The organism is Pseudomonas sp. GW821-FHT02C04 (assembly GCF_059421845.1).
The window spans coordinates 61,276-80,382 of sequence record NZ_JBWKVT010000010.1 but is presented as its reverse complement, the minus strand read 5'-3'; the positions used below and the strand labels follow the sequence as shown (position 1 = coordinate 80,382).

Annotated in this window: 24 protein-coding genes; 13 read left to right on the top strand and 11 right to left on the bottom strand. The window is 61.0% G+C overall.

What is annotated here, in order from left to right; all coding sequences use genetic code 11:
* Positions 1 to 3: 3 nt before the first annotated feature.
* The 5 genes from AC07VV_RS27630 to AC07VV_RS27610 all read right to left on the bottom strand — a co-directional run bounded on the left by AC07VV_RS27630 (position 4) and on the right by AC07VV_RS27610 (position 3,946).
* On the bottom strand, positions 4 to 915 hold the full coding sequence (locus AC07VV_RS27630; RefSeq protein ID WP_011332507.1) for an SDR family oxidoreductase: 912 nt from the start codon (positions 913 to 915) through the stop codon (positions 4 to 6).
* A gap of 152 nt (positions 916 to 1,067) precedes the next feature.
* On the bottom strand, positions 1,068 to 1,970 hold the full coding sequence (locus AC07VV_RS27625) for an alpha/beta fold hydrolase (RefSeq protein ID WP_495038048.1): 903 nt from the start codon (positions 1,968 to 1,970) through the stop codon (positions 1,068 to 1,070).
* On the bottom strand, positions 1,970 to 2,752 hold the full coding sequence (locus tag AC07VV_RS27620; RefSeq protein ID WP_495038047.1) for a class II aldolase/adducin family protein: 783 nt from the start codon (positions 2,750 to 2,752) through the stop codon (positions 1,970 to 1,972). Before AC07VV_RS27620 ends, AC07VV_RS27625 begins: the two co-directional genes overlap by 1 nt.
* 131 nt (positions 2,753 to 2,883) lie before the next feature.
* Positions 2,884 to 3,570 (bottom strand): LrgB family protein, encoded by a 687-nt coding sequence (locus tag AC07VV_RS27615; RefSeq protein ID WP_192559802.1) that lies wholly within the window; start codon positions 3,568 to 3,570, stop codon positions 2,884 to 2,886.
* A complete protein-coding gene (locus AC07VV_RS27610; RefSeq protein WP_495038046.1) occupies positions 3,560 to 3,946 on the bottom strand; it encodes a CidA/LrgA family protein in 387 nt (128 codons plus the stop codon). The genes AC07VV_RS27615 and AC07VV_RS27610 overlap by 11 nt, the downstream gene beginning before the upstream one ends.
* 95 nt (positions 3,947 to 4,041) lie before the next feature.
* Between AC07VV_RS27610 and AC07VV_RS27605 the strand changes: the two genes are divergently transcribed.
* Positions 4,042 to 4,929, top strand: coding sequence for a LysR family transcriptional regulator (locus AC07VV_RS27605; protein ID WP_495038045.1), 888 nt, complete (start codon positions 4,042 to 4,044; stop codon positions 4,927 to 4,929).
* Here AC07VV_RS27605 and AC07VV_RS27600 read toward each other — a convergent pair.
* Positions 4,919 to 5,374, bottom strand: coding sequence for a flavodoxin (locus tag AC07VV_RS27600; RefSeq protein ID WP_495038044.1), 456 nt, complete (start codon positions 5,372 to 5,374; stop codon positions 4,919 to 4,921). The genes AC07VV_RS27605 and AC07VV_RS27600 overlap by 11 nt on opposite strands.
* A 153-nt stretch (positions 5,375 to 5,527) precedes the next feature.
* Between AC07VV_RS27600 and AC07VV_RS27595 the strand changes: the two genes are divergently transcribed.
* Positions 5,528 to 6,004, top strand: a complete 477-nt coding sequence (locus tag AC07VV_RS27595) for a PAS domain-containing protein (protein ID WP_495038043.1) — start codon at positions 5,528 to 5,530, stop codon at positions 6,002 to 6,004.
* A 54-nt stretch (positions 6,005 to 6,058) separates the two neighbouring features.
* Entirely contained in the window at positions 6,059 to 6,664 is a 606-nt protein-coding gene (locus tag AC07VV_RS27590; RefSeq protein ID WP_192559797.1) for a hypothetical protein, read from the top strand.
* A 3-nt stretch (positions 6,665 to 6,667) separates the two neighbouring features.
* Here AC07VV_RS27590 and AC07VV_RS27585 read toward each other — a convergent pair whose 3' ends face one another.
* Complete coding sequence (locus tag AC07VV_RS27585) at positions 6,668 to 7,627, bottom strand: MerR family transcriptional regulator (protein ID WP_495038111.1); 960 nt, start codon at positions 7,625 to 7,627, stop codon at positions 6,668 to 6,670.
* Positions 7,628 to 7,849: 222 nt separating this feature from the next.
* Between AC07VV_RS27585 and AC07VV_RS27580 the strand changes: the two genes are divergently transcribed.
* The 6 genes from AC07VV_RS27580 (at position 7,850) to AC07VV_RS27555 (ending at position 10,837) form a co-directional block, all read left to right on the top strand.
* Positions 7,850 to 8,419, top strand: a complete 570-nt coding sequence (locus AC07VV_RS27580; protein ID WP_495038042.1) for an antibiotic biosynthesis monooxygenase — start codon at positions 7,850 to 7,852, stop codon at positions 8,417 to 8,419.
* A gap of 56 nt (positions 8,420 to 8,475) precedes the next feature.
* Entirely contained in the window at positions 8,476 to 9,186 is a 711-nt protein-coding gene (gene folM / locus AC07VV_RS27575) for a dihydromonapterin reductase (RefSeq protein WP_495038041.1), read from the top strand.
* Positions 9,187 to 9,208: 22 nt separating this feature from the next.
* Positions 9,209 to 9,769, top strand: a complete 561-nt coding sequence (folE, locus tag AC07VV_RS27570; RefSeq protein ID WP_096819040.1) for a GTP cyclohydrolase I FolE — start codon at positions 9,209 to 9,211, stop codon at positions 9,767 to 9,769.
* Positions 9,770 to 10,141 carry a dihydroneopterin triphosphate 2'-epimerase gene (folX, locus tag AC07VV_RS27565; RefSeq protein WP_096819038.1) on the top strand — a complete coding sequence of 124 codons (372 nt, stop codon included), beginning with the start codon at positions 9,770 to 9,772 and terminating at the stop codon, positions 10,139 to 10,141.
* Between the two features lie 68 nt (positions 10,142 to 10,209).
* A complete protein-coding gene (locus AC07VV_RS27560; RefSeq protein ID WP_305441448.1) occupies positions 10,210 to 10,506 on the top strand; it encodes a DUF1244 domain-containing protein in 297 nt (98 codons plus the stop codon).
* A complete protein-coding gene (locus AC07VV_RS27555) occupies positions 10,499 to 10,837 on the top strand; it encodes a HopJ type III effector protein (protein ID WP_495038040.1) in 339 nt (112 codons plus the stop codon). The genes AC07VV_RS27560 and AC07VV_RS27555 overlap by 8 nt, the downstream gene beginning before the upstream one ends.
* Positions 10,838 to 11,038: 201 nt before the next feature.
* Here the strand turns inward: AC07VV_RS27555 and trxB are convergent, their stop codons facing one another.
* Positions 11,039 to 12,001 carry a thioredoxin-disulfide reductase gene (gene trxB, locus AC07VV_RS27550; protein WP_085711762.1) on the bottom strand — a complete coding sequence of 321 codons (963 nt, stop codon included), beginning with the start codon at positions 11,999 to 12,001 and terminating at the stop codon, positions 11,039 to 11,041.
* Positions 12,002 to 12,313: 312 nt separating this feature from the next.
* On the opposite strand from trxB, the gene cysZ reads away from it, so the two are divergent.
* Positions 12,314 to 13,066, top strand: coding sequence for a sulfate transporter CysZ (gene cysZ / locus AC07VV_RS27545; RefSeq protein ID WP_495038039.1), 753 nt, complete (start codon positions 12,314 to 12,316; stop codon positions 13,064 to 13,066).
* Between the two features lie 43 nt (positions 13,067 to 13,109).
* On the top strand, positions 13,110 to 14,330 hold the full coding sequence (locus tag AC07VV_RS27540) for a glycosyltransferase family 4 protein (protein WP_495038038.1): 1,221 nt from the start codon (positions 13,110 to 13,112) through the stop codon (positions 14,328 to 14,330).
* Here the strand turns inward: AC07VV_RS27540 and AC07VV_RS27535 are convergent.
* The 3 genes from AC07VV_RS27535 to AC07VV_RS27525 all read right to left on the bottom strand — a co-directional run bounded on the left by AC07VV_RS27535 (position 14,299) and on the right by AC07VV_RS27525 (position 16,650).
* Positions 14,299 to 15,402, bottom strand: a complete 1,104-nt coding sequence (locus AC07VV_RS27535) for an NADH:flavin oxidoreductase (RefSeq protein WP_495038037.1) — start codon at positions 15,400 to 15,402, stop codon at positions 14,299 to 14,301. The two genes, AC07VV_RS27540 and AC07VV_RS27535, sit on opposite strands and share 32 nt — an antisense overlap.
* 157 nt (positions 15,403 to 15,559) lie before the next feature.
* The gene (locus AC07VV_RS27530; protein ID WP_007959082.1) at positions 15,560 to 16,042 is read right to left on the bottom strand and encodes a glutathione peroxidase; all 483 of its coding nucleotides are present in this window, start codon (positions 16,040 to 16,042) and stop codon (positions 15,560 to 15,562) included.
* Between the two features lie 122 nt (positions 16,043 to 16,164).
* Complete coding sequence (locus AC07VV_RS27525) at positions 16,165 to 16,650, bottom strand: FKBP-type peptidyl-prolyl cis-trans isomerase (RefSeq protein ID WP_096819004.1); 486 nt, start codon at positions 16,648 to 16,650, stop codon at positions 16,165 to 16,167.
* Here AC07VV_RS27525 and AC07VV_RS27520 point away from each other — a divergent pair.
* Both AC07VV_RS27520 and pta read left to right on the top strand, forming a co-directional pair.
* Positions 16,619 to 16,945: a DUF3565 domain-containing protein gene (locus AC07VV_RS27520; RefSeq protein WP_096819002.1), complete on the top strand. Its 327-nt coding sequence runs from the start codon at positions 16,619 to 16,621 to the stop codon at positions 16,943 to 16,945. The genes AC07VV_RS27525 and AC07VV_RS27520 overlap by 32 nt on opposite strands.
* Before the next feature lie 61 nt (positions 16,946 to 17,006).
* The gene (gene pta / locus AC07VV_RS27515) at positions 17,007 to 19,106 is read left to right on the top strand and encodes a phosphate acetyltransferase (RefSeq protein WP_457379584.1); all 2,100 of its coding nucleotides are present in this window, start codon (positions 17,007 to 17,009) and stop codon (positions 19,104 to 19,106) included.
* The last annotated feature ends 1 nt before the right edge of the window (position 19,107 follow it).

Genomic DNA, 19,107 nt, shown 5'->3' with positions numbered 1-19,107 from the left:
GTATTACAACGAATACTTCTGCAAATTCCCCATCATTTCCTTCAGCGCCTCAATGTTGTCCTTCGGATGCGCCGCCCCTTCGAAATCACAAATCTGCTGCCAGTGCGCCGCGACATCTTCCGGTGAGAACCCCACGCGCGGATCGAACCCGGCGCCCAGGCTGCGCTCCCAGCGCACCTTGCCCATCCAGCCGCCGCCGACTTCGAACAGGCCGGAGGTTTCCTGGCATTGTTCGCTGGCCAGGTACACCACCAGCGGGCTGACCAGTTCCGGTTTGAGCTGTTCGAACACTTGCGGCGGGATCAGGCCTTCGGTCATGCGCGTGCCGCCAGTGGGGGCGATGGCGTTGACCAGGATGTTGTTCTTGCGCCCCTCGATCGCCAGGGTGCGGGTCAGGCCATACAGCCCGAGTTTGGCCATGCCGTAGTTGGACTGGCCGAAGTTGCCGTAGATGCCAGAGGTCGACGCGGTGAAGATCACCCGGCCGTAGTTCTGCTCGCGCAGGTGTGGCCATGCGGCGCGGGTCACCTTGTAGGCGCCTTCGACGTGGACGCGATAGACCAGATCCCAGTCGGCGTCTTCCATCTTGTGGAAAGTCTTGTCGCGCAGGATCCCCGCGTTGTTGACCACCACGTCGACACGGCCGAACACATCGAGCGCGTTCTGCACCAGTTTGTCGCCGTCGGTGACCGAGTCATGGTTGGCTTCGGCGATACCGCCGGCCTCGCGGATTTCCGCAACCACGCGGTCGGCGGCCGAAGCGTTGGCGCCTTCGCCCTGGGTCGAGCCGCCGAGGTCGTTGACCAGCACTTTGGCGCCCTGCTTGGCGAACAGCAAAGCGTGAGCGCGCCCCAGGCCACCGCCGGCTCCGGTGACGATCACGACTTTATCTTCGAAACGCACAGACTCATTCATCGGGGCAACTCCAGCAGGCCTGAGGGACAGTGTCCTTGAGTGTCAGGCACGACGCGTTCGGTCACAACGAACACGGCTGAGGCTGAATGGTGCGCGATAAGGCTGGGGGATGATGAAACCGTGCAGAGGCGCAAAACGCCTCTGCCCTGCGATCAGGAGCACGCCACCTTGCGCGGCGGCAACACGAAGTGATCGCGAAACTCGAGGTAATGCTTAAGCACCTGCACCGGCGCTTCGCTTTGCGGGTAATGGCCGATGCCTGGCAACAGCACGGTGTCCGCGTCGGGAATCAGCTCGCGGTAACGTTCGACCATGTGCGCGCCTGAAATCGGATCGACTGCGCCATCGATCACCCGCAGCGGCACCTCGCCGCGCTGCATCGCCGCGACCCAGCGATCCCGCTGCACGCGGCGTTCGGGAATGTAGGTAATCAGCTTGTGCATGATTCGCGGTCCGCGATTGCACTCGATCAGACTCCAGAAATCATCCATTTCACTTTCACTGGGCCGGGTGTCCGGGCCGAAGATCTGATGAAAACTCTTCACCAGCGCATCGCGGGTAAATGCGCGGCCGATCATCCAGCCCAACGGGCTGAGCAACAGTTTTTGCGTCAGCAACGGCCGATGGGTTTCCGGAAACAGACCACCGTTGAGGAACACGCAACTGGCGACCTCGATCAGGTCATCGTAATGCCGGGCCAGCAGTTCCTGAGCAACACTGTCGCCGTAGTCGTGGGCAAGAATGTGCACTGGTTGCTCGACCTGCAGGTGCGCCAACAAGGCCTGTTGCAGATCAGCCTGCTCCAGCAGGCTGTAGGTGTGGTTCAGCGGTTTGGCCGAGTCGCCGAAACCGAGCATGTCGCAAGCGATCACCCGAAAGCGCTGGGCCAGCGGCTGCCACAGGTAATGCCAGTCCCAACTGGCCGTCGGGAAGCCGTGGATCAGCAGCAGCGGTTCGCCCTGCCCGGCCGTCCAGTAGCGGATCGGCTGGCCACGAAAGACAAACGTCTGGCTGCGTTTGCGCCAGGCACTCAGAGGAATCTCGGCGAGAGGCATTAGAGTTTATACCCCGGGTCTTGTTTATCGAGTTTGCGCAGCAGTGCCGGCCAGGCCAGTGCGCCGCCCATGCCTTGAGCACTTTTGGTGACGCCGGCGATCATCGCCTTGGCGCCGGCCAGAATTTGCGGTTCGATGGCGATCAGTTCGGCACCGCCGGTCTGCGCCATCACCTGAATGTCACAGGCACGCTGAAAGGTGAACATCATCAGGAACGTATCGGCGATGGTGCCGCCGCAGGTCAGCAGGCCGTGGTTGTGCAGCATCAGGAAATTGTTTTCTCCGAGGTCAGCCTGCAACCGGGCCTTCTCTTCGTGATTGAGTGCCACGCCTTCGTAAGCATGGAAGGCCAGGCTCGACAGCACGAACAGTGATTGCTGACTGATCGGCAACACGCCCTGCTTCTGCGCCGACACCGCAACGCCGGAAGCGGTGTGGGTGTGCAGCACGCAGGCCACGTCATGCCGCACTTCGTGGACGGCACTGTGAATGGTGTAACCGGCGGGATTGATCTCGTAGGGGCTGTCCATGAGCTTGTTGCCGGCCTGGTCGACCTTCACCAGACTGGACGCGGTGATCTCATGGAACATCAGGCCGAACGGGTTGATCAGGAAGTCTTCGGTGCCCGGCACCTTGGCCGAGATGTGGGTGAAGATCAGATCGTCCCAGCCATGCAGGGCGACCAGTCGATAGCAGGCGGCGAGATCGACCCGGGCCTGCCACTCCGCAGCACTGACCTGGTCTTTGACATTCAAGGAAGAAGGGACGGGGGCTACGCTCACTGTATGCACCTCTGTTTTTGTTTTTTTCGGCAGGTGTCAGCAGTCTAATCAGCCCCGGGGGATCGCGTAGTTGCATTGGCAGCCAGCTTGATGACTGAACGAGTCAGCCACGGCAGCTGCTTGGATCCATGTCAAAGCAACGACGCCAACAAAGGTGCGGCGAACAGATTGAGCAGTCCGGTAAGCACCATGACCAGCCCCGCCACCGAACCTTCTTCGCCCCCCACTTCATGGGCGCGACTGACGCCCGCACCATGAGCACCCACGCCAAACAGGGCGCCGCGCGCCAGGGCACTGCGTAGCGGCAGCCACTTGAGCAGCACCCCGCCCAGCATCGCGCCGAACACCCCGGTGAACATCACGAACACCGCCGTCAGTTCGGGCACACCGCCCAGATCCTGCGCCAGCGGCATGGCAAACGGCGTGGTGATCGAGCGCGGCACCAGTGACAGCGTCACCGAACTGTCCAGCGCCAAGGCCCTGGCCAGGCCAAACGAAGTCGCGATCGACGCCGTACTGCCAGCCAGCATGCCGAGCAACAACGCCGACCAATGTCGCACCAGCAGACGCCGCTGCTGCCAGATCGGCACCGCAAACGCGACGGTGACCGGACCGAGCACCAGCATCAGCCAATGGGTGTTGCTGGAGTATTCGGCGTAGGCGGTATGCAGCGGAACGGCAAGGGCCAGCAATAATGCGGGGACCAGGATCAGCGGCGACAGCACGTAGCGACCGGTCCGACGATACAGCCAGCGACTGAACAGGTAGGCCAGCAACGTAAATGCCAGCCAGAACATCGGCATCAGTTCAAGCTTCATGGGACCGCCTCAGGCGCACGGCCAGTTCCACGGTGAATGCGGTCACCAGCATTACCATCAGCGTGCTGGCGGCGATCACCAACAGGATTCGCCAGCCGTCGTCACGCAGCAATGCACCGTAATCCAGCAGGCTCATCAGGGCCGGAATGAAGAACAGCAGCATCTCGGCCATCAGCAATCCCGCGCCCATTTGCAGCGCCGCCGGCTTGACCCAGCCGAACGCAAAAGCCAACAGCAGCAACGCCATGCCGATCACGCCGCCGGGGATCGGCCATGCCAGCCACGCAGCCAACTGGCAGCCGAGCAGATAGAGACCGAGCAGCACGGCCAGTTCGGCCAGCAGGCGAGAGAGATATTTGAATGTCGAGGCTTTCATGGGCGGGCTCCTTTCAGGGGCCTATTTTACGAACCGGACTGCCATCTCCGAAGCGAATTGTTAGACTCAAAGCCATTCCAATCTGGAATCAGGCCATGGAATTCAAACAGCTCAAAAGCTTCGTCGAAGTCATGCATCAGGGCGGCTTCACTCAGGCGGCAAAAACCCTGCACATCAGTCAGTCCGCTGTGAGCAAGCAGATCGCTCAGCTCGAACAGAGCCTCGGCACGCCGTTGCTCGAACGACTGGGCTCGCAGCTACGCCTGACCGCCGCTGGCAGCGTGGTGCTGCAACGGGCCGAAGGCATGCTGCGCCTGCGCAATGAATTGCTCAGTGAACTGGATGACCTCAGTCAACTCGCGCGCGGCGAGTTGCGTCTCGGTTTGCCCTTGCTGGGCAGCGATGCGCTGTTTGCCGGGCTGTTCGCCGAATACCGACGGCGTTACCCGAACATCAGCGTGCAGTTGCTCGAAGGTGGCAGTCGCAATATCGAACAAGCCGTGTTGAGCGGTGAACTGGAGCTGGGCGGCAGTCTGCGGCCGAAAGACCCACAATTCGACTTCCAGCCCTTCTGCGATGAACCGCTCGATGCGCTGCTGCCGGTGGATCACCCGTTGGCGACAAAGGGCGAGATCGCTCTGGAGGAACTGGCCGAGACGCCGTTCCTGCTGTATCAGCGCAGTTTCGTGCTCAACGATCGTTTGCTTCAGGCGTGCCAGCAGATGGGCTTCACCCCGAAAGAAGGTGGCCGTAGCGGCCAGGCGGATTTTCTCGCGGCACTGGTGGCCGCCGGGCAAGGCGTGGTGCTGCTGCCCAGCGTGGTGGCGCGCGGTCTGGTGCGGCCAGGCGTGGTTCGCCTGACCTTGAACGCGCCGGATTACCTGCGCTGGGACATCGCCTTCATCTGGCGCCGGGGCGCCTATCTGTCCAAGGCCGCACAAGCCTGGCTCGCGCTGCTGCGCGAACGTGGTATCAGCCTTTGAGCGCTGCGATCAACTGTTCCAGCCAAGGCTCCGCGTCGGTTTCCGGGGTGACGCTTTCGCTGGCGTCGATGCGCAGCATGTCCTGCACTTCACGCACGCCGAGTTCACCGAACAACTCACGCATCTGTTCGCCGCCGCCGCAGAAGGTGTCGCCGTAACTGGCATCGCCCAAGGCGATCACCGCGCCAGGCAAACCGCGCCAGGCCGCCGGCAACTGGTCGCGAATGCTCGAGTACAGCGGTTGCAGGTTGTCCGGCAACTCGCCCATGCCCGTGGTCGAGGTCACGGCGAGCAAGGCTTCAGGGCCAAAGTCCTGGAGGTCGGCGAGGCTGGCGCGAGAGTTGTAGAAGGTTTCAAAACCGGCGGCTTTCAACAGGCTCTGGGCGTGGCGGGCGACTTCTTCGGCCGTGCCGTACACCGAGCCGGAGAGGATGGCGACTTTCATCAATCTGATCCTGAAACTGAAAAAAAGAGCGGCGATAGTAACAGCCAGCGGCGCAATGTTGCGATTGGCTCTCGATAAGCGCTGATGGCCAGTAGACAGCGCCGATTGATCTTCTAGAATGCCTGCCACCGACAACCTTGAAAGGATTCAAAGATGATCAATGCCAGTCTGCTGCAGATGGTGATCAACGCGTCGAACGATGGAATCGTGGTGGCCGAACGGGAAGGTAAAGAGGACAACATCCTGATTTACGTGAACCCGGCTTTCGAACGCCTGACGGGTTATACCAGCGAAGAGATCCTGTATCAGGATTGTCGTTTTCTGCAGGCCGGAGACCGGGACCAGGACAACCTGACCCTCATTCGAGAGACCTTGCGCAATAACGGCTCGTGCCGCGAAATCCTGCGCAACTATCGCAAGGACGGCACACCGTTCTGGAACGAGCTGTCGCTGTCGACGGTAAAAAACGCTGATGATGGACAGACTTACTTCGTCGGTGTGCAGAAGGACGTGACCGTTCAGGTCAAGGCGCAGCAGCGAGTGGCGCAGCTGGAAGCCCAGGTCGCGGCACTCGAGGCAGAACTGGCGGCCATCAAAGCGACGAACGGCGCAAACAAAACAGCGAACTAAGTGTCATTAACTACAATCACCAATGACTTTGTAATTATTTATTTCGAGCTAGCCATGCAACGCGACGCCCTCCTGACCCAGGATGAGCTGGATTTTATCCAGACCATGCAACACAACCCGCAGCTCAATGTGCGGGATGCGACGTCGAGCCTGCTGGTCAATGGTGGTTCGCAGATCCGTGATCTGCTCACGCGCCTGGCGGCCCATGAGCAAGTCACCATCCAGGCCAACTTCGAAAACCAGCAGATGACCTTTCCGTTGCATCTGGTGGAAGACGAATTCCATGCCCTGCATTTGCGTCTGGGTGTGCCAAGCATTTATGAAGACGGGCCGATGGTGCGCCCATGGCGTCTGGCCCTTGAAGAACCGGTAGCGCTGGAGAATGCCAAGGGCCAACCGGGCATGCTGTGGGTTCACGAGGTTTCGCACAAAGGCGTGTTGCTGGAAGTGCGCAACAAGACCAAGCCACCGAAGCATTTCGCCCTGTGGTTCAGCCCTTCAGGTTATGAGCGGATTTCCCTGCGCGGCACCTTCGAACGGGAAACCGAAAGTGGTTTCTACGCCTACGACTTGAGCCAGAGCGACGCCGACGAAACCGAACGTCTGCGCCAGTTCATCCTTCAGCAACATCGCCTGACTCACCCTGCCCTGCACACCTGAGTATCAGGTATCCAGCGTCCCCGCGAGAAACTGGTTCAGGCGCTGGCGCATGGTCGAACCTTCATTGCCCAGACAGCCCACCGATGAACCGGCCAGGCTGTCCTGTGCCAGATCCGACGCATCGCCCGCCAGCATCAACTGACAATCCAGGCTCAGGGCCAGACGGTTCAGACGCCGGGGCAATTCGGTAGTCGGGGCGTGATTGGAAAACAGCACCAGCGCCTGCGGTTTGATCTTTTCGCAAACCAGCGTCAGCTCATCAAACGGTTGGCCGGTGGTCAGCACACGAACACCTGCGTCATTGCCACTGAGAAACAGCGCCGCCACCAGCAATTCGAGCTCACGGCATTGCCCCGCCAGAGCGCTGACGATCACTTTGCGTGGCTGCGAGCCTCGCAGCATGACGATGCGCTGCAGCACCCGCGCCCTCAGGAACCCATCGAAAAACAGCCACTCGCTGGTTTGCCCGAATGAATCCTGGCGCTGCAACAAGCGCAGCCACAGCGGCATGAGGATGTCCTGGAACACCACGGGCAGCGTGTAGGAAGAGAAAATCTGCCCGTAGACCCGATCCAGCTCCTGATCATCGAATGAACTGACCGCGCGCTGGACCTGATCCTGCCACTGCTGGTAGTCGGCCTGCACCATGTCATCGGGAATGATGTGAGCCAGCGTCTTCATCGGTTCGGTCTTGGCCAGAATCCTGCCGACCTTGCTCACCGAGACACCGCGATCAATCCAGTCGACGATGCTGCGAACGCGCTCGATATCGGTCATCGAATACAGCCGGTGCCCACTTTCGGTGCGTGTCGGCTGGATCAAACCATAACGCCGCTCCCATGCGCGCAACGTGACCGGGTTCACTCCGGTCAGGCGCGCCACTTCACGTATGGGAAAAAGCTCCTCGCGCTCAAGCGCAACAGATGCCTGCGAAGCAGGGCGAACGTCTGTAATGACAGGCATTTGTGCGGACACGTCCTTGTTGGCGTTGTTAGCGTAGTTGGATCCCATTCTACTCCGGATGCCCCTTGTCGGTTCAAGCGATGAAATGGGACGAAAGTCTCTGGTTTCGTCACAATAATCGGGAATAATCCTTGCTTGTCGAAAAACGCAGCCCTCTACCCCGGCGCTGCGTCAGGCGAAGTTCCTACCCGGAGCGACGCACATGTAATACGGAGATACACAATGTCTACTTCCCCCGTCACGTTGATGGTCGCGCGTCGCGTCGCCGATGGCCGCTATCAGGACCTGATCGCCTGGCTGCGCGAAGGCGAACAACTGGCCACCGACTTTCCCGGTTACCTGGGTTCCGGTGTACTGGCTCCGCCTCCCGGCGACGATGAGTTCCAGATCATTTTCCGCTTTGTCGACGAACAGACCCTGCACGCCTGGGAGCACTCGGCCTCGCGCACCGCGTGGCTGGCCCGTGGCAGTGATCTGTTTGCCCATCCGACCGAACATCGGGTCAGCGGTATCGAAGGCTGGTTCGGTGCAGCCGGCGTGCGACCTCCGCGCTGGAAACAGGCCGTGGCCATCTGGCTGGCGTTTTTCCCGGTATCCCTGCTGTTCAACTTCGTGCTCGGCCCGCTGCTCGGCGAAATGAGCCTTTTGCCCCGCGTGTTCATCAGCACACTGTGCCTGACGCCGTTGATGGTCTACTTCTTCATTCCACTGTCGACACGCCTGCTGGCCGGCTGGCTCAACAGTTCCCCGGCCCGTCCACTGCCTGGCGCGGCGTCCACTCAAAATCGCTGAAACCATCGCTCGCGTCGCTGTTATAGTTTTTGCTCTGACTTCGACGCGAGCCGTACATGACTTCTCCCACAGCTCCCATTCTCATCACCGGCGCCGGTCAGCGCGTCGGGCTGCATTGTGCGCAGCGGTTGCTGGAGGACGGTCACCGGGTCATCTTCACCTACCGCAGCGAACGTCCGGGCGTGAAGACGCTAAAGGACCTGGGCGCCATCGGCGTGTTCGCGGACTTTTCCAGTGAATCCTCCATCCTGGCGTTCATCGCCGAACTGAAAACCCACACCGACAGCCTGCGGGCCATCGTCCACAACGCCTCCGAGTGGCTGGCGGAAAACGGGGACGGCGAAGCCGAAGCCTTCACCCGCATGTTCAATATCCACATGCTGGCGCCGTACCTGATCAACCTGCATTGCGCCGATCTGCTGCGACGCTCGAGCCCTGCCGACATCATCCACATCAGCGACGACGTCACCCGCAAAGGCAGCAGCAAACACATCGGTTATTGCGCCAGCAAGGCCGGGCTCGACAGTCTCACGCTGTCCTTCGCTGCGCGCTACGCCCCGTCAATCAAGGTCAACGGCATCGCGCCGGCCCTGCTATTGTTCAATCCCGACGACGACGCGGCATACCGTGCCAAGGCGCTGGCCAAGTCCGCGCTGGGTATCGAACCCGGCAGCGAAGTGATCTATCAGAGCCTGCGCTACCTGCTCGACAACCCTTATGTCACCGGCACGACCCTGACCGTCAACGGCGGGCGGCACGTCAAGTAAAACGCCCCCGCGAGGATGCTCCATGACCCGTTCCCTGCCCGAAAACTACCGCGAGATCCTGATCGGCCTCGGTGAAGACCCCGACCGTGAAGGCTTGCTCGACACACCGGTGCGTGCGGCCAAGGCCATGCAGTATCTGTGTCACGGTTACGAGCAGAGCGTCGACGAGATCGTCAATGGCGCGCTGTTTGCCTCCGACACCGACGAGATGATCATCGTTGCTGACATCGAGCTGTACTCGTTGTGCGAACATCACCTGCTGCCCTTCATCGGCAAGGCCCATGTGGCTTATATTCCGACAGGCAAGGTGCTGGGGCTGTCGAAGATCGCACGGCTGGTGGACATGTTCGCCCGCCGCCTGCAGATCCAGGAAAACCTCACCCGGCAGATCGCCGAGGCGGTCCAGCAAGTCACCGATGCCGCCGGTGTCGCGGTGGTCATCGAAGCCCGGCACATGTGCATGATGATGCGCGGTGTCGAGAAACAGAATTCGACCATGAACACCTCGGTCATGCTCGGCGCCTTTCGCGAGTCGAGCAACACCCGCCAGGAGTTCCTGCAATTGATTGGACGGAGCAAGTAAATGCCACAACTTCAACCGGGAATGGCGCGCATCCGGGTCAAGGATCTGCGCCTGCGCACCTTTATCGGGATCAACGAGGACGAAATCCTCAACAAGCAGGATGTGCTGATCAACCTGACCATCCTGTACGCCGCGCAGGAAGCGGTGCGTGACAATGACATCGACCACGCGCTGAACTACCGCACCATCACCAAGGCGATCATCGCCCACGTGGAAGGCAACCGCTTCGCGCTGCTCGAACGCCTGACCCAGGAATTGCTGGATCTGGTGATGGTCAACGAATCGGTGCTGTACGCCGAAGTCGAAGTCGACAAGCCGCACGCGCTGCGTTTTGCCGAGTCGGTGTCGATCACCCTCGCCGCCAGCCGCTGAGTGTGTCTGGCGCTTCAAGCGTCAGACTTTTATCATCCGCGCCACGATTTGACTGCACAGAGCCCATCATGACCGAGCAACAACGCCTCGAACTCGAAGCCGCCGCCTTCCGCCGGCTGGTCGCCCACCTGGACAGCCGCAAGGATGTGCAGAACATCGACCTGATGAACCTCGCCGGGTTCTGCCGCAACTGCCTGTCCAAGTGGTACAAGGCCGAGGCCGACGAGCGCCAGATCGAGGTCAGCCTCGACGATGCCCGTGAAGTGGTTTACGGCATGCCGTACGCCGAGTGGAAAGCCCAATTTCAGCAAGAAGCCAGCGCCGAACAACAAGCGGCGTTCGCCAAAGGAAAACCCAATGAGTGATCTGAACACCTTGCGCGCCAGCCTCAAGAGCGGCGAACACGTTTTTGCCGACACCCTGGCGTTCGTCGCCGCCGGCTACGACTACCAGCCTCAGGCGTTCAACAACGGCGGCGTGGAAAACGCGGCCGGGCAGAACGAAGGTTCGTGCAAGACGCTGGGTCTGGCGCTGCTGGAAGGCTTGAGCGATGAAGAAGCGCTGCTGGCGTTTGGCGAGCACTACCGTTCGGTTGTGGCGACGCCTGAAGGCAGCGATCACGGCAATATCCGTGCGCTGATCCAGCACGGTCTGGCGGGCGTGAAGTTCACCACCCAACCCCTGACCCGCCGCTGAATCCCGACACAACACTATCCCTGTCAGATCGTTCCCACGCTCCGCGTGGGAATGCAGCCGGGGACGCTCCGCGTCCCAAGGACGCAGAGCGTCCAGATGAGGCATTCCCACGCAGAGCGTGGGAACGATCATTGTCGTGGTGGCCGTGAATAACGGGCACAAAAAAACCGGCCGATTGGCCGGTTTTTTGTACCTGCGTTCTTAGAACGAAGCGTTCTGCAGATCGTCCAGGTAACGCTCGGTGTCCAGTGCCGCCATGCAGCCGGCGCCGGCCGAGGTGATGGCCTGACGGTAAACGTGGTCGGCCACGTCGCCGGCAGCGAAGATGCCTTCGACGCTGGTCGCGGTGGCGTTGCCTTCACGGCCGCCCTGAACGACGAGGTAGCCGTCTTTCAGCTCCAGCTGACCTTCGAACAGCGAAGTGTTCGGGGTGTGGCCGATCGCGATGAACACGCCGTCGACCTTGATTTCGTCGAAGCTGCCGTCGTTGTTCTTCAGACGCGCACCGGTCACGCCCATGTTGTCGCCCAGCACTTCGTCCAGGGTCGCGTTCAGTTTCAGCTCGATCTTGCCTTCGGCCACACGGGCGTTGAGCTTGTCGATCAGGATCTTCTCGGCGCGGAAGGTTTCGCGACGGTGGATCAGAGTGACCTTGCTGGCGATGTTGGCCAGGTACAGGGCTTCTTCGACAGCGGTGTTGCCGCCACCGACCACGGCAACCGGCTTGTTGCGATAGAAGAAACCGTCGCAGGTCGCGCAGGCCGAAACGCCTTTGCCCATGAACGCTTCTTCCGACGGCAGGCCCAGGTAACGAGCGCTGGCGCCGGTGGCGATGATCAGGGCGTCGCAGGTGTAGGTGCCGCTGTCGCCGGTCAGGCTGTACGGTTTGGAAGCGAAGTCCACGGCGTTGATGTGATCGAAAACGATCTCGGTTTCAAAACGCTCGGCGTGCTCGCGCATACGCTCCATCAGCACCGGACCGGTCAGACCGTGGACGTCGCCCGGCCAGTTGTCGACTTCGGTGGTGGTGGTCAGTTGACCGCCAGCCTGCATGCCGGTGATCAGCAGCGGCTTGAGGTTGGCACGGGCAGCGTAGACAGCAGCGCTGTAACCGGCAGGGCCGGAACCGAGGATGATCACTCGCGAATGACGGACTTCAGACATGAACCTGTCTCCTGTTGACCGGCCAATACATCAGGCGCGGACGCCGGACTGCCGGCGAGAATAAAAAAGGACTGTGGATAACCTTGGGGAAGGCGTGAGCTCGACAGTCCTGTAAAAAGTTGGGTGCAGCGTATCGAGGGGGGCAAGATTAAGGAAATACGGTTTAACAATCCAGCTCATAGGTGGTCTCTATGCCGACACACTGACGAGATGGACGTCTTTGTTACAGTGAATGTCGATCCCGCTGCCGCGCTTTCACAGGTTCTGCAAAGTCGGTAAGGTCGGCGCGTTTTCCCTTGCTCGGAGCACCTTATGCCCGCCCCTGTTCTCTCCGGCCCGCAATACCTGCGCGAAGGCCTCAAATTGGTCCTCAGCCCGAGCCTGCGCCTGTTCGTGCTGCTGCCGCTGGCCATCAACCTGGTGCTGTTCGTCGGGTTGATCTATCTGGCCGGCCACCAGTTCAGCCTGTGGGTCGATACCCTGATGCCGTCGCTCCCCGACTGGCTGAGCTTTCTGAGCTACATCCTGTGGCCGCTGTTCGTGGTGCTGGTGGCGTTGATGGTGTTTTTCACCTTCACCATGCTGGCCAACGTCATCGCGGCGCCGTTCAACGGCTTCCTCGCAGAGAAAGTCGAAGTCGTGGTGCGGGGCACCGACGATTTTCCGGCCTTCAGCTGGGGCGAACTGATTGCGATGATTCCGCGCACCCTCGCCCGGGAAATGCGCAAACTGGGCTACTTCCTGCCACGCGCCATCGGCCTGTTCATACTGTCGTTCATCCCGATGGTGAACATTATCGCCGCACCACTGTGGTTGTTGTTCGGTGTGTGGATGATGGCGATCCAGTACATCGACTACCCGGCGGACAACCACAAGCTGGGCTGGAACGAGATGCTGGCCTGGCTGCGGCAGAAGCGCTGGCAGAGCATGAGCTTCGGCGGGATCGTTTACCTGGCGTTGCTTATTCCAGTGGTGAACATCCTGATGATGCCGGCCGCCGTGGCCGGGGCTACGCTGTTCTGGGTGCGTGAGCGCGGTGCCGAAAACCTCGTGACGCAACGCTGAGGTCGCGTTCACAAATCCATCATCCGAACGTCACAACCACGACATGGCCTCAGCCGACACTGAGGCCATGACGACAGCTCTACACATCACTCTGATCAGCGAAACCTTCCCACCGGAAATCAACGGGGTGGCCAATACCCTTGGCCGCTTGTGCGACGGTTTGCGCGCGCGCGGGCATCGGGTGGAACTGGTGCGGCCGCGTCAGGGTGACGATCCGCAGCGCAGTGAAGACGATGCGCTGCTGCTGTGTCGGGGCTGGCCGCTGCCGGGTTATCCGGGGTTGCAGTGGGGTCAGTCGTCGATGCACAAGTTGCTGCGCCGCTGGACACGCCAGCGCCCGGATGTGTTGTACATCGCCACCGAAGGCCCGCTCGGGTTGTCGGCACTGCGAGCCGCGCGCCGCCTGGGCATCGCCGTAGTCAGCGGCTTCCACACCAATTTCCAGCAGTACACCAACCAGTACGGCCTCGGCCTGCTGACGCGCTTGCTGACTCATTACCTGCGCTGGTTCCACAATCGTTCGGCGCTGACCCTGGTACCGAGCGTCAGCCAGCGCCTGGAACTGGAGCGGCGGCATTTCGATCGTCTCGCGCTGCTGTCCCGAGGGGTCGACAGCCAGTTGTTCCACCCGACCAAACGCCTGAACGCCCTGCGTGAGCAATGGGGACTGAGCGAGCAGGACATCGCAGTGATTCACGTAGGACGCCTGGCGCCAGAAAAGAATCTCGGCCTGCTCAAGCGCTGCTTCGACAAGCTCGCCAGCGCTTATCCACAACGTAACCTGAAACTCATCATCGTCGGTGACGGACCACAACGGGTGGCCCTGGAAAAAGAATTGCCCGACGCAGTTTTCTGCGGCTCACAACGCGGCGAAGCGCTCGCGGCGCACTATGCGTCCGGCGATCTGTTCCTGTTTCCGAGCATGACCGAAACGTTCGGCAACGTCGTGCTGGAGGCGCTGGCCTCAGGTCTTGGCGTGGTGGCCTACGATCAGGCAGCGGCTGCGCAACATATTCGCCACGGCTACAACGGCGTGCTGGCGATGCCGGGGGATGAAGAGGCGTTTTGCGATGCAGCGCAGTGGCTGCTGGAAGAGGATGAAACCTTGCGTTGCGTCCGATTGAATGCCCGCCAGCATGCCAGTCGCCAGGGCTGGGCGGCCATCATCGAGCAGTTTGAAAACCATTTGCAGGGAGCTTGCCGCGACCTGCGCGACAAGCCCCCCACTGCAATCAAACCAGCGTCATCAACGCCTCACGGCTGAACGGTAGAATGTCCTGCTCGCGGCCTTCGCGCACTTTCTGCGCCCAGTCCGGGTCCACCAGCAGCGCACGACCTACCGCCACCAGATCGAACTCGTCATTGTTCAGACGCTCCAGCAGTTTTTCCAGACTGGCCGGTTGCGCGACCTTGTCGGTGTTGACCATGAACTGCAGGAACTCGCCATCCAGGCCGACGCTGCCGACAGTGATGGTCGGTTTGCCGGTCAGTTTGCGCGTCCAGCCGGCCAGGTTCAGTTCGGAACCGTCGAATTCCGGCTCCCAGAAACGGCGCGTCGAGCAGTGGAAGATGTCCACGCCAGCGTCGGACAGAGGCTTGAGGAACTCGCCCAGCGCCTCCGGGGTTTGCACCAGACGTGCGGTGTAGTCCTGCTGCTTCCATTGCGAGAAACGGAAGATGATCGGGAAGCCTTCACCTACCGCAGCGCGCACGGCCTGGATCAGCTCGATGGCGAAACGCGAACGGTTGGCCAGGCTGCCACCGTATTCGTCGGTACGCTGGTTGCTGCCTTCCCAGAAGAACTGGTCGATCAGGTAGCCGTGGGCGCCGTGGATTTCCACGCCGTCCATGCCGATGCTTTGTGCGTCTTTCGCTGCTTGGGCAAATGCAGCGATCACGTCCTTGATATCCTGCTTGGTCATGCCGTGCACCACGACCTGACCGTCCTTGAGTTTCTCCGTCGGGCCGTAGCCCGGCACGCTGGCATCAGGCTCGGTGCCGATACGACGAACGCTGCCGACGTGCCACAGTTGCGGAACGATCTTGCCGCCCTCGGCGTGAACCGCGTCGACGACTTTCTTCCAACCGGCCAGTGCGGCTTCGCCGAAGAACTGCGGCACATTCGGGTAACCGTTGGAGGCCTGGTGGCCGACGGTGGTGCCCTCGGTGATGATCAGGCCGACACCGGCCGCTGCACGACGACGGTAGTACTCGATCACTTTGGAATTGGGTACGCCACCCGGGGAAAACGAACGGGTCATCGGCGCCATGACCACACGGGTCGGCAGTTCGAGGGCACCGAGCTGGAACGGTTTGAACAAGGCTTGAACAGGCATGGGAAGCTCCACGAAAAGGTCATCGACGGGCAGGTGATTCATATGACGGCGATAATATGCGGAGTTTCAACCAGCCGAAAGCATTATTGATCTGAATGATTAAGGGTCAAAAGACAGGCAAAAAAAATCGCAGCTCGATGGCTGCGATTTTCGCGTTTCAGCTCAGGGCTTTTTCAATCGCCGTAATCACCGAAGGATCATCCGGCGCCGTGCGCGGCGAGAAGCGGGCCAGTACACGACCATCCTTGCCGAGCAGGAATTTCTCGAAATTCCAGGTGATGTCACCGGGAAATTCGGCACCCTCGCCCGCCAGCAGGCGGTACAGCTGATGGCGATCGTGACCGTTGACTTCGAGCTTTTTCGACAACGGAAAACTCACGCCATAGTTGAGGCTGCAGAATTCCTGAATCTCCTGCTCACTGCCCGGTTCCTGACCGGCAAACTGGTTGCACGGCAGGCCCAGCACACTGAAGCCTTTGCCTTTGTATTGCTGATAGAGGTTTTCCAGCGCCGCGTACTGTGGGGTCAAGCCGCATTTGGAGGCGACGTTGACCACCAGCACGACTTGGCCCTTGAAGGGTGCCAGCGGTAGCTCCTGACCATCCAGGGCTGTCAACTTAAGGTCGTGAAAAGCACTCATGACGAACTCCAGATTCCCGTTTTCTACTCGAAACAGCCACTTGGCGAGGCCACCAAGGACAGCCGCGGACTAAAAAGGCGCCCTCGGGCGCCTCTCCAGTTCTCTGAGCTTAGCGCAGAAAATCAGTGGTGATGGCCACCTTCGCCATGGACGTGACCATGAGCGATTTCTTCCTGGCTGGCGTCACGGATGGCAACGACCTTCACTTTGAAGTTCAGGCGCTGACCGGCCAACGGGTGGTTGCCGTCGACGGTGACGTCGTCGCCGTCCAGGTCACGAATGGTGACGATCTGCATCTGGCCGTCCGGCGCCGAAGCGTGGAACTGCATGCCGACTTCCAGCTCGTCAACGCCTTCGAACATGCTGCGGCTCAGGGTGCTGACCAGTTCGGCAGCGTATTCGCCGTAGGCATCTTCCGGCTCGACTGCAACTTGCAGGTCGTCACCGACGGTTTTACCTTCCAGGGCTTTTTCCAGGCCCGGGATGATGTTGCCTGCGCCATGCAGGTAAACCAGCGGAGCGCCGCCGGCGGAGCTGTCGATGACCTCACCAGCGTCGTTGGTCAGGGTATAGTCGATGGAGACAGCCTTATTGGCGGCGATCAGCATGGGGCGAGACCTTTTGCATAAGAATATAGAAAGGCCAAGTTTAGCGAAGCAATCGCTCGAAAGCGAACACAACCCTGACAAACGGGATTCGACGATCACAGGCTTCCATCAGGACGAGGACGGTCACTGGGTGGCCGAACTTTCCTGCGGCCATACCCAGCACCTGCGTCACCAGCCGCCGTGGCAGTCACGGGCGTGGGTGCTGGACGCAACGCAACGTATTGAAAAAATAGGCCAACCCTTTGCTTGCGGTTGGTGCGCTCAAGGCTCGGTTAGCGCTAACCTTGACGCCTGAAAAATCGGTGGAAGGCCAGCCATAGGCCAACGCCCTTGCCATGCACCCTTAGAGAATCCGCATGCAAACTTTTTTTATCGCGCCCACCGATTTTGGTGTGGGTCTGACCTCCATCAGCCTCGGGCTGGTGCGTACGCTGGAACGGGCCGGGCTGAAAGTCGGCTTCTTCAAACCGATTGCCCAGCCGCACCCGGGCGACACCGGCCCTGAGCGTTCCACTGAACTGGTGGCCCGCACCCATGGCCTGAAACCTCCGCAGCCATTGGGCCTGGCTCATGTCGAGCGGATGCTCGGCGACGGTCAGCTCGACGAGTTGCTTGAAGAAATCATCGCCCTCTACCAGCAGGCGGCCATCGGCAAGGACGTGCTGGTCGTCGAAGGCATGGTGCCGACCCGCAGCGCCAGCTATGCCGCGCGGGTCAACCTGCACCTGGCCAAGAGCCTGGATGCCGAGGTGATTCTGGTCTCGGCGCCGGAAAACGAAGTGCTGACCGAACTGTCCGGCCGCGTCGAGTTGCAGGCGCAACTGTTCGGCGGCCCGAAAGACCCGAAAGTCCTCGGCGTGATCCTCAACAAGGTCAAGACTGACGAAAGCATGGACGCCTTCGCCGCGCGTCTGAAAGAGCATTCGCCGTTGCTGCGCAGTGGTGATTTCCGCCTGCTTGGCTGCATTCCGTTCCAGCCCGAACTCAACGCCCCGCGCACCCGCGACGTCGCCGACCTGATGGGCGCCCAGGTGCTCAACGCCGGCGACTACGAAACCCGGCGCATGACCAAGACCATTATTTGCGCGCGCACCATGCGCAACACCGTGGACCTGCTCAAGCCCGGCGTGCTGGTGGTAACCCCCGGCGATCGCGACGACATCATCCTCGCCGTCAGCCTCGCGGCCATCAACGGCGTACCGCTGGCCGGCCTGCTGCTGACCAGCGACACCCTGCCGGATCCGCGCATCATGGACTTGTGCCGTGGTGCATTGCAGGCCGGTCTGCCGGTGTTGTCGGTGAGCACCGGTTCCTACGACACCGCCAACCTGCTTAACGGCCTGAACAAGGAAATCCCCGTCGACGACCGCGAGCGTGCGGAGATCATCACCGATTTCGTCGCCAGTCATCTGGACGCCAACTGGCTGCATCAACGCTGCGGTACGCCAAGGGAAATGCGCCTGTCGCCAGCGGTGTTCCGCTATCAATTGATTCAGCGTGCACAATCGGCGAACAAGCGCATCGTCCTGCCCGAAGGCAGCGAGCCGCTCACCGTGCAAGCGGCGGCGATCTGTCAGGAACGCGGGATTGCCCGTTGCGTGTTGCTGGCCAAACCGGCGGACGTCGAAGCCGTCGCCCGGGCCCAAGGCATCGTCCTGCCGCCGGGGCTGGAAATTCTCGACCCGGATCTGATCCGCGAGCGCTACGTCGAACCGATGGTCGCCCTGCGCAAGAGCAAAAGCCTCAACGCACCCATGGCCGAACAACAACTGGAAGACACGGTGGTGATCGGCACCATGATGCTGGCGCTGGATGAAGTCGACGGCCTGGTCTCCGGCATCATCAACACCACCGCCAACACCATCCGCCCGGCCTTGCAGCTGATCAAGACGGCGCCGGGCTGCACGCTGGTATCATCGGTGTTCTTCATGCTGTTCCCCGAAGAAGTGTTGGTCTACGGCGACTGCGTCATGAACCCGCACCCGAGCGCCAGCGAACTGGCCGAGATCGCCCTGCAAAGCGCCGACTCGGCCGCTGCGTTCGGCATCACCCCACGGGTGGCGATGATCAGCTACTCCAGCGGCGAATCGGCCACCGGCGAGGAAGTCGAGAAAGTCCGCGAAGCCACCCTGCTCGCCCACGAACAACAGCACTCGCTGCTGATCGACGGGCCGTTGCAGTACGACGCCGCCGCCAACGAAACCGTGGCCCGGCAACTGGCGCCGAACAGCCAGGTGGCCGGTCGCGCCACGGTGTTCGTGTTCCCCGACCTGAACACCGGCAACACCACCCACAAAGCCGTGCAGCGCAGCGCCGACTGCGTCAGCCTCGGCCCGATGCTGCAAGGCCTGCGCAAACCGGTGAACGACCTGCCGCGTGGCGCGCAAGTCGACGACATCGTCTACACCATCGCCCTGACCGCGATTCAAGCTGCCAACCGACCTCTGGATATCTGAC

What these genes read in the sequence shown, in the direction of transcription:
- AC07VV_RS27630 (WP_011332507.1), bottom strand. Translation starts at nt 915, where the DNA reads ATGAATGAGTCTGTGCGTTTCGAAGATAAAGTCGTGATCGTCACCGGA.
- AC07VV_RS27625 (WP_495038048.1), bottom strand. Translation starts at nt 1,970, where the DNA reads ATGCCTCTCGCCGAGATTCCTCTGAGTGCCTGGCGCAAACGCAGCCAG.
- AC07VV_RS27615 (WP_192559802.1), bottom strand. Translation starts at nt 3,570, where the DNA reads ATGAAGCTTGAACTGATGCCGATGTTCTGGCTGGCATTTACGTTGCTG.
- AC07VV_RS27610 (WP_495038046.1), bottom strand. Translation starts at nt 3,946, where the DNA reads ATGAAAGCCTCGACATTCAAATATCTCTCTCGCCTGCTGGCCGAACTG.
- AC07VV_RS27605 (WP_495038045.1), top strand. Translation starts at nt 4,042, where the DNA reads ATGGAATTCAAACAGCTCAAAAGCTTCGTCGAAGTCATGCATCAGGGC.
- AC07VV_RS27600 (WP_495038044.1), bottom strand. Translation starts at nt 5,374, where the DNA reads ATGAAAGTCGCCATCCTCTCCGGCTCGGTGTACGGCACGGCCGAAGAA.
- AC07VV_RS27595 (WP_495038043.1), top strand. Translation starts at nt 5,528, where the DNA reads ATGATCAATGCCAGTCTGCTGCAGATGGTGATCAACGCGTCGAACGAT.
- AC07VV_RS27590 (WP_192559797.1), top strand. Translation starts at nt 6,059, where the DNA reads ATGCAACGCGACGCCCTCCTGACCCAGGATGAGCTGGATTTTATCCAG.
- AC07VV_RS27585 (WP_495038111.1), bottom strand. Translation starts at nt 7,627, where the DNA reads ATGCCTGTCATTACAGACGTTCGCCCTGCTTCGCAGGCATCTGTTGCG.
- AC07VV_RS27580 (WP_495038042.1), top strand. Translation starts at nt 7,850, where the DNA reads ATGTCTACTTCCCCCGTCACGTTGATGGTCGCGCGTCGCGTCGCCGAT.
- folM (WP_495038041.1), top strand. Translation starts at nt 8,476, where the DNA reads ATGACTTCTCCCACAGCTCCCATTCTCATCACCGGCGCCGGTCAGCGC.
- folE (WP_096819040.1), top strand. Translation starts at nt 9,209, where the DNA reads ATGACCCGTTCCCTGCCCGAAAACTACCGCGAGATCCTGATCGGCCTC.
- folX (WP_096819038.1), top strand. Translation starts at nt 9,770, where the DNA reads ATGCCACAACTTCAACCGGGAATGGCGCGCATCCGGGTCAAGGATCTG.
- AC07VV_RS27560 (WP_305441448.1), top strand. Translation starts at nt 10,210, where the DNA reads ATGACCGAGCAACAACGCCTCGAACTCGAAGCCGCCGCCTTCCGCCGG.
- AC07VV_RS27555 (WP_495038040.1), top strand. Translation starts at nt 10,499, where the DNA reads ATGAGTGATCTGAACACCTTGCGCGCCAGCCTCAAGAGCGGCGAACAC.
- trxB (WP_085711762.1), bottom strand. Translation starts at nt 12,001, where the DNA reads ATGTCTGAAGTCCGTCATTCGCGAGTGATCATCCTCGGTTCCGGCCCT.
- cysZ (WP_495038039.1), top strand. Translation starts at nt 12,314, where the DNA reads ATGCCCGCCCCTGTTCTCTCCGGCCCGCAATACCTGCGCGAAGGCCTC.
- AC07VV_RS27540 (WP_495038038.1), top strand. Translation starts at nt 13,110, where the DNA reads ATGGCCTCAGCCGACACTGAGGCCATGACGACAGCTCTACACATCACT.
- AC07VV_RS27535 (WP_495038037.1), bottom strand. Translation starts at nt 15,402, where the DNA reads ATGCCTGTTCAAGCCTTGTTCAAACCGTTCCAGCTCGGTGCCCTCGAA.
- AC07VV_RS27530 (WP_007959082.1), bottom strand. Translation starts at nt 16,042, where the DNA reads ATGAGTGCTTTTCACGACCTTAAGTTGACAGCCCTGGATGGTCAGGAG.
- AC07VV_RS27520 (WP_096819002.1), top strand. Translation starts at nt 16,619, where the DNA reads ATGGAGACAGCCTTATTGGCGGCGATCAGCATGGGGCGAGACCTTTTG.
- AC07VV_RS27525 (WP_096819004.1), bottom strand. Translation starts at nt 16,650, where the DNA reads ATGCTGATCGCCGCCAATAAGGCTGTCTCCATCGACTATACCCTGACC.
- pta (WP_457379584.1), top strand. Translation starts at nt 17,007, where the DNA reads ATGCAAACTTTTTTTATCGCGCCCACCGATTTTGGTGTGGGTCTGACC.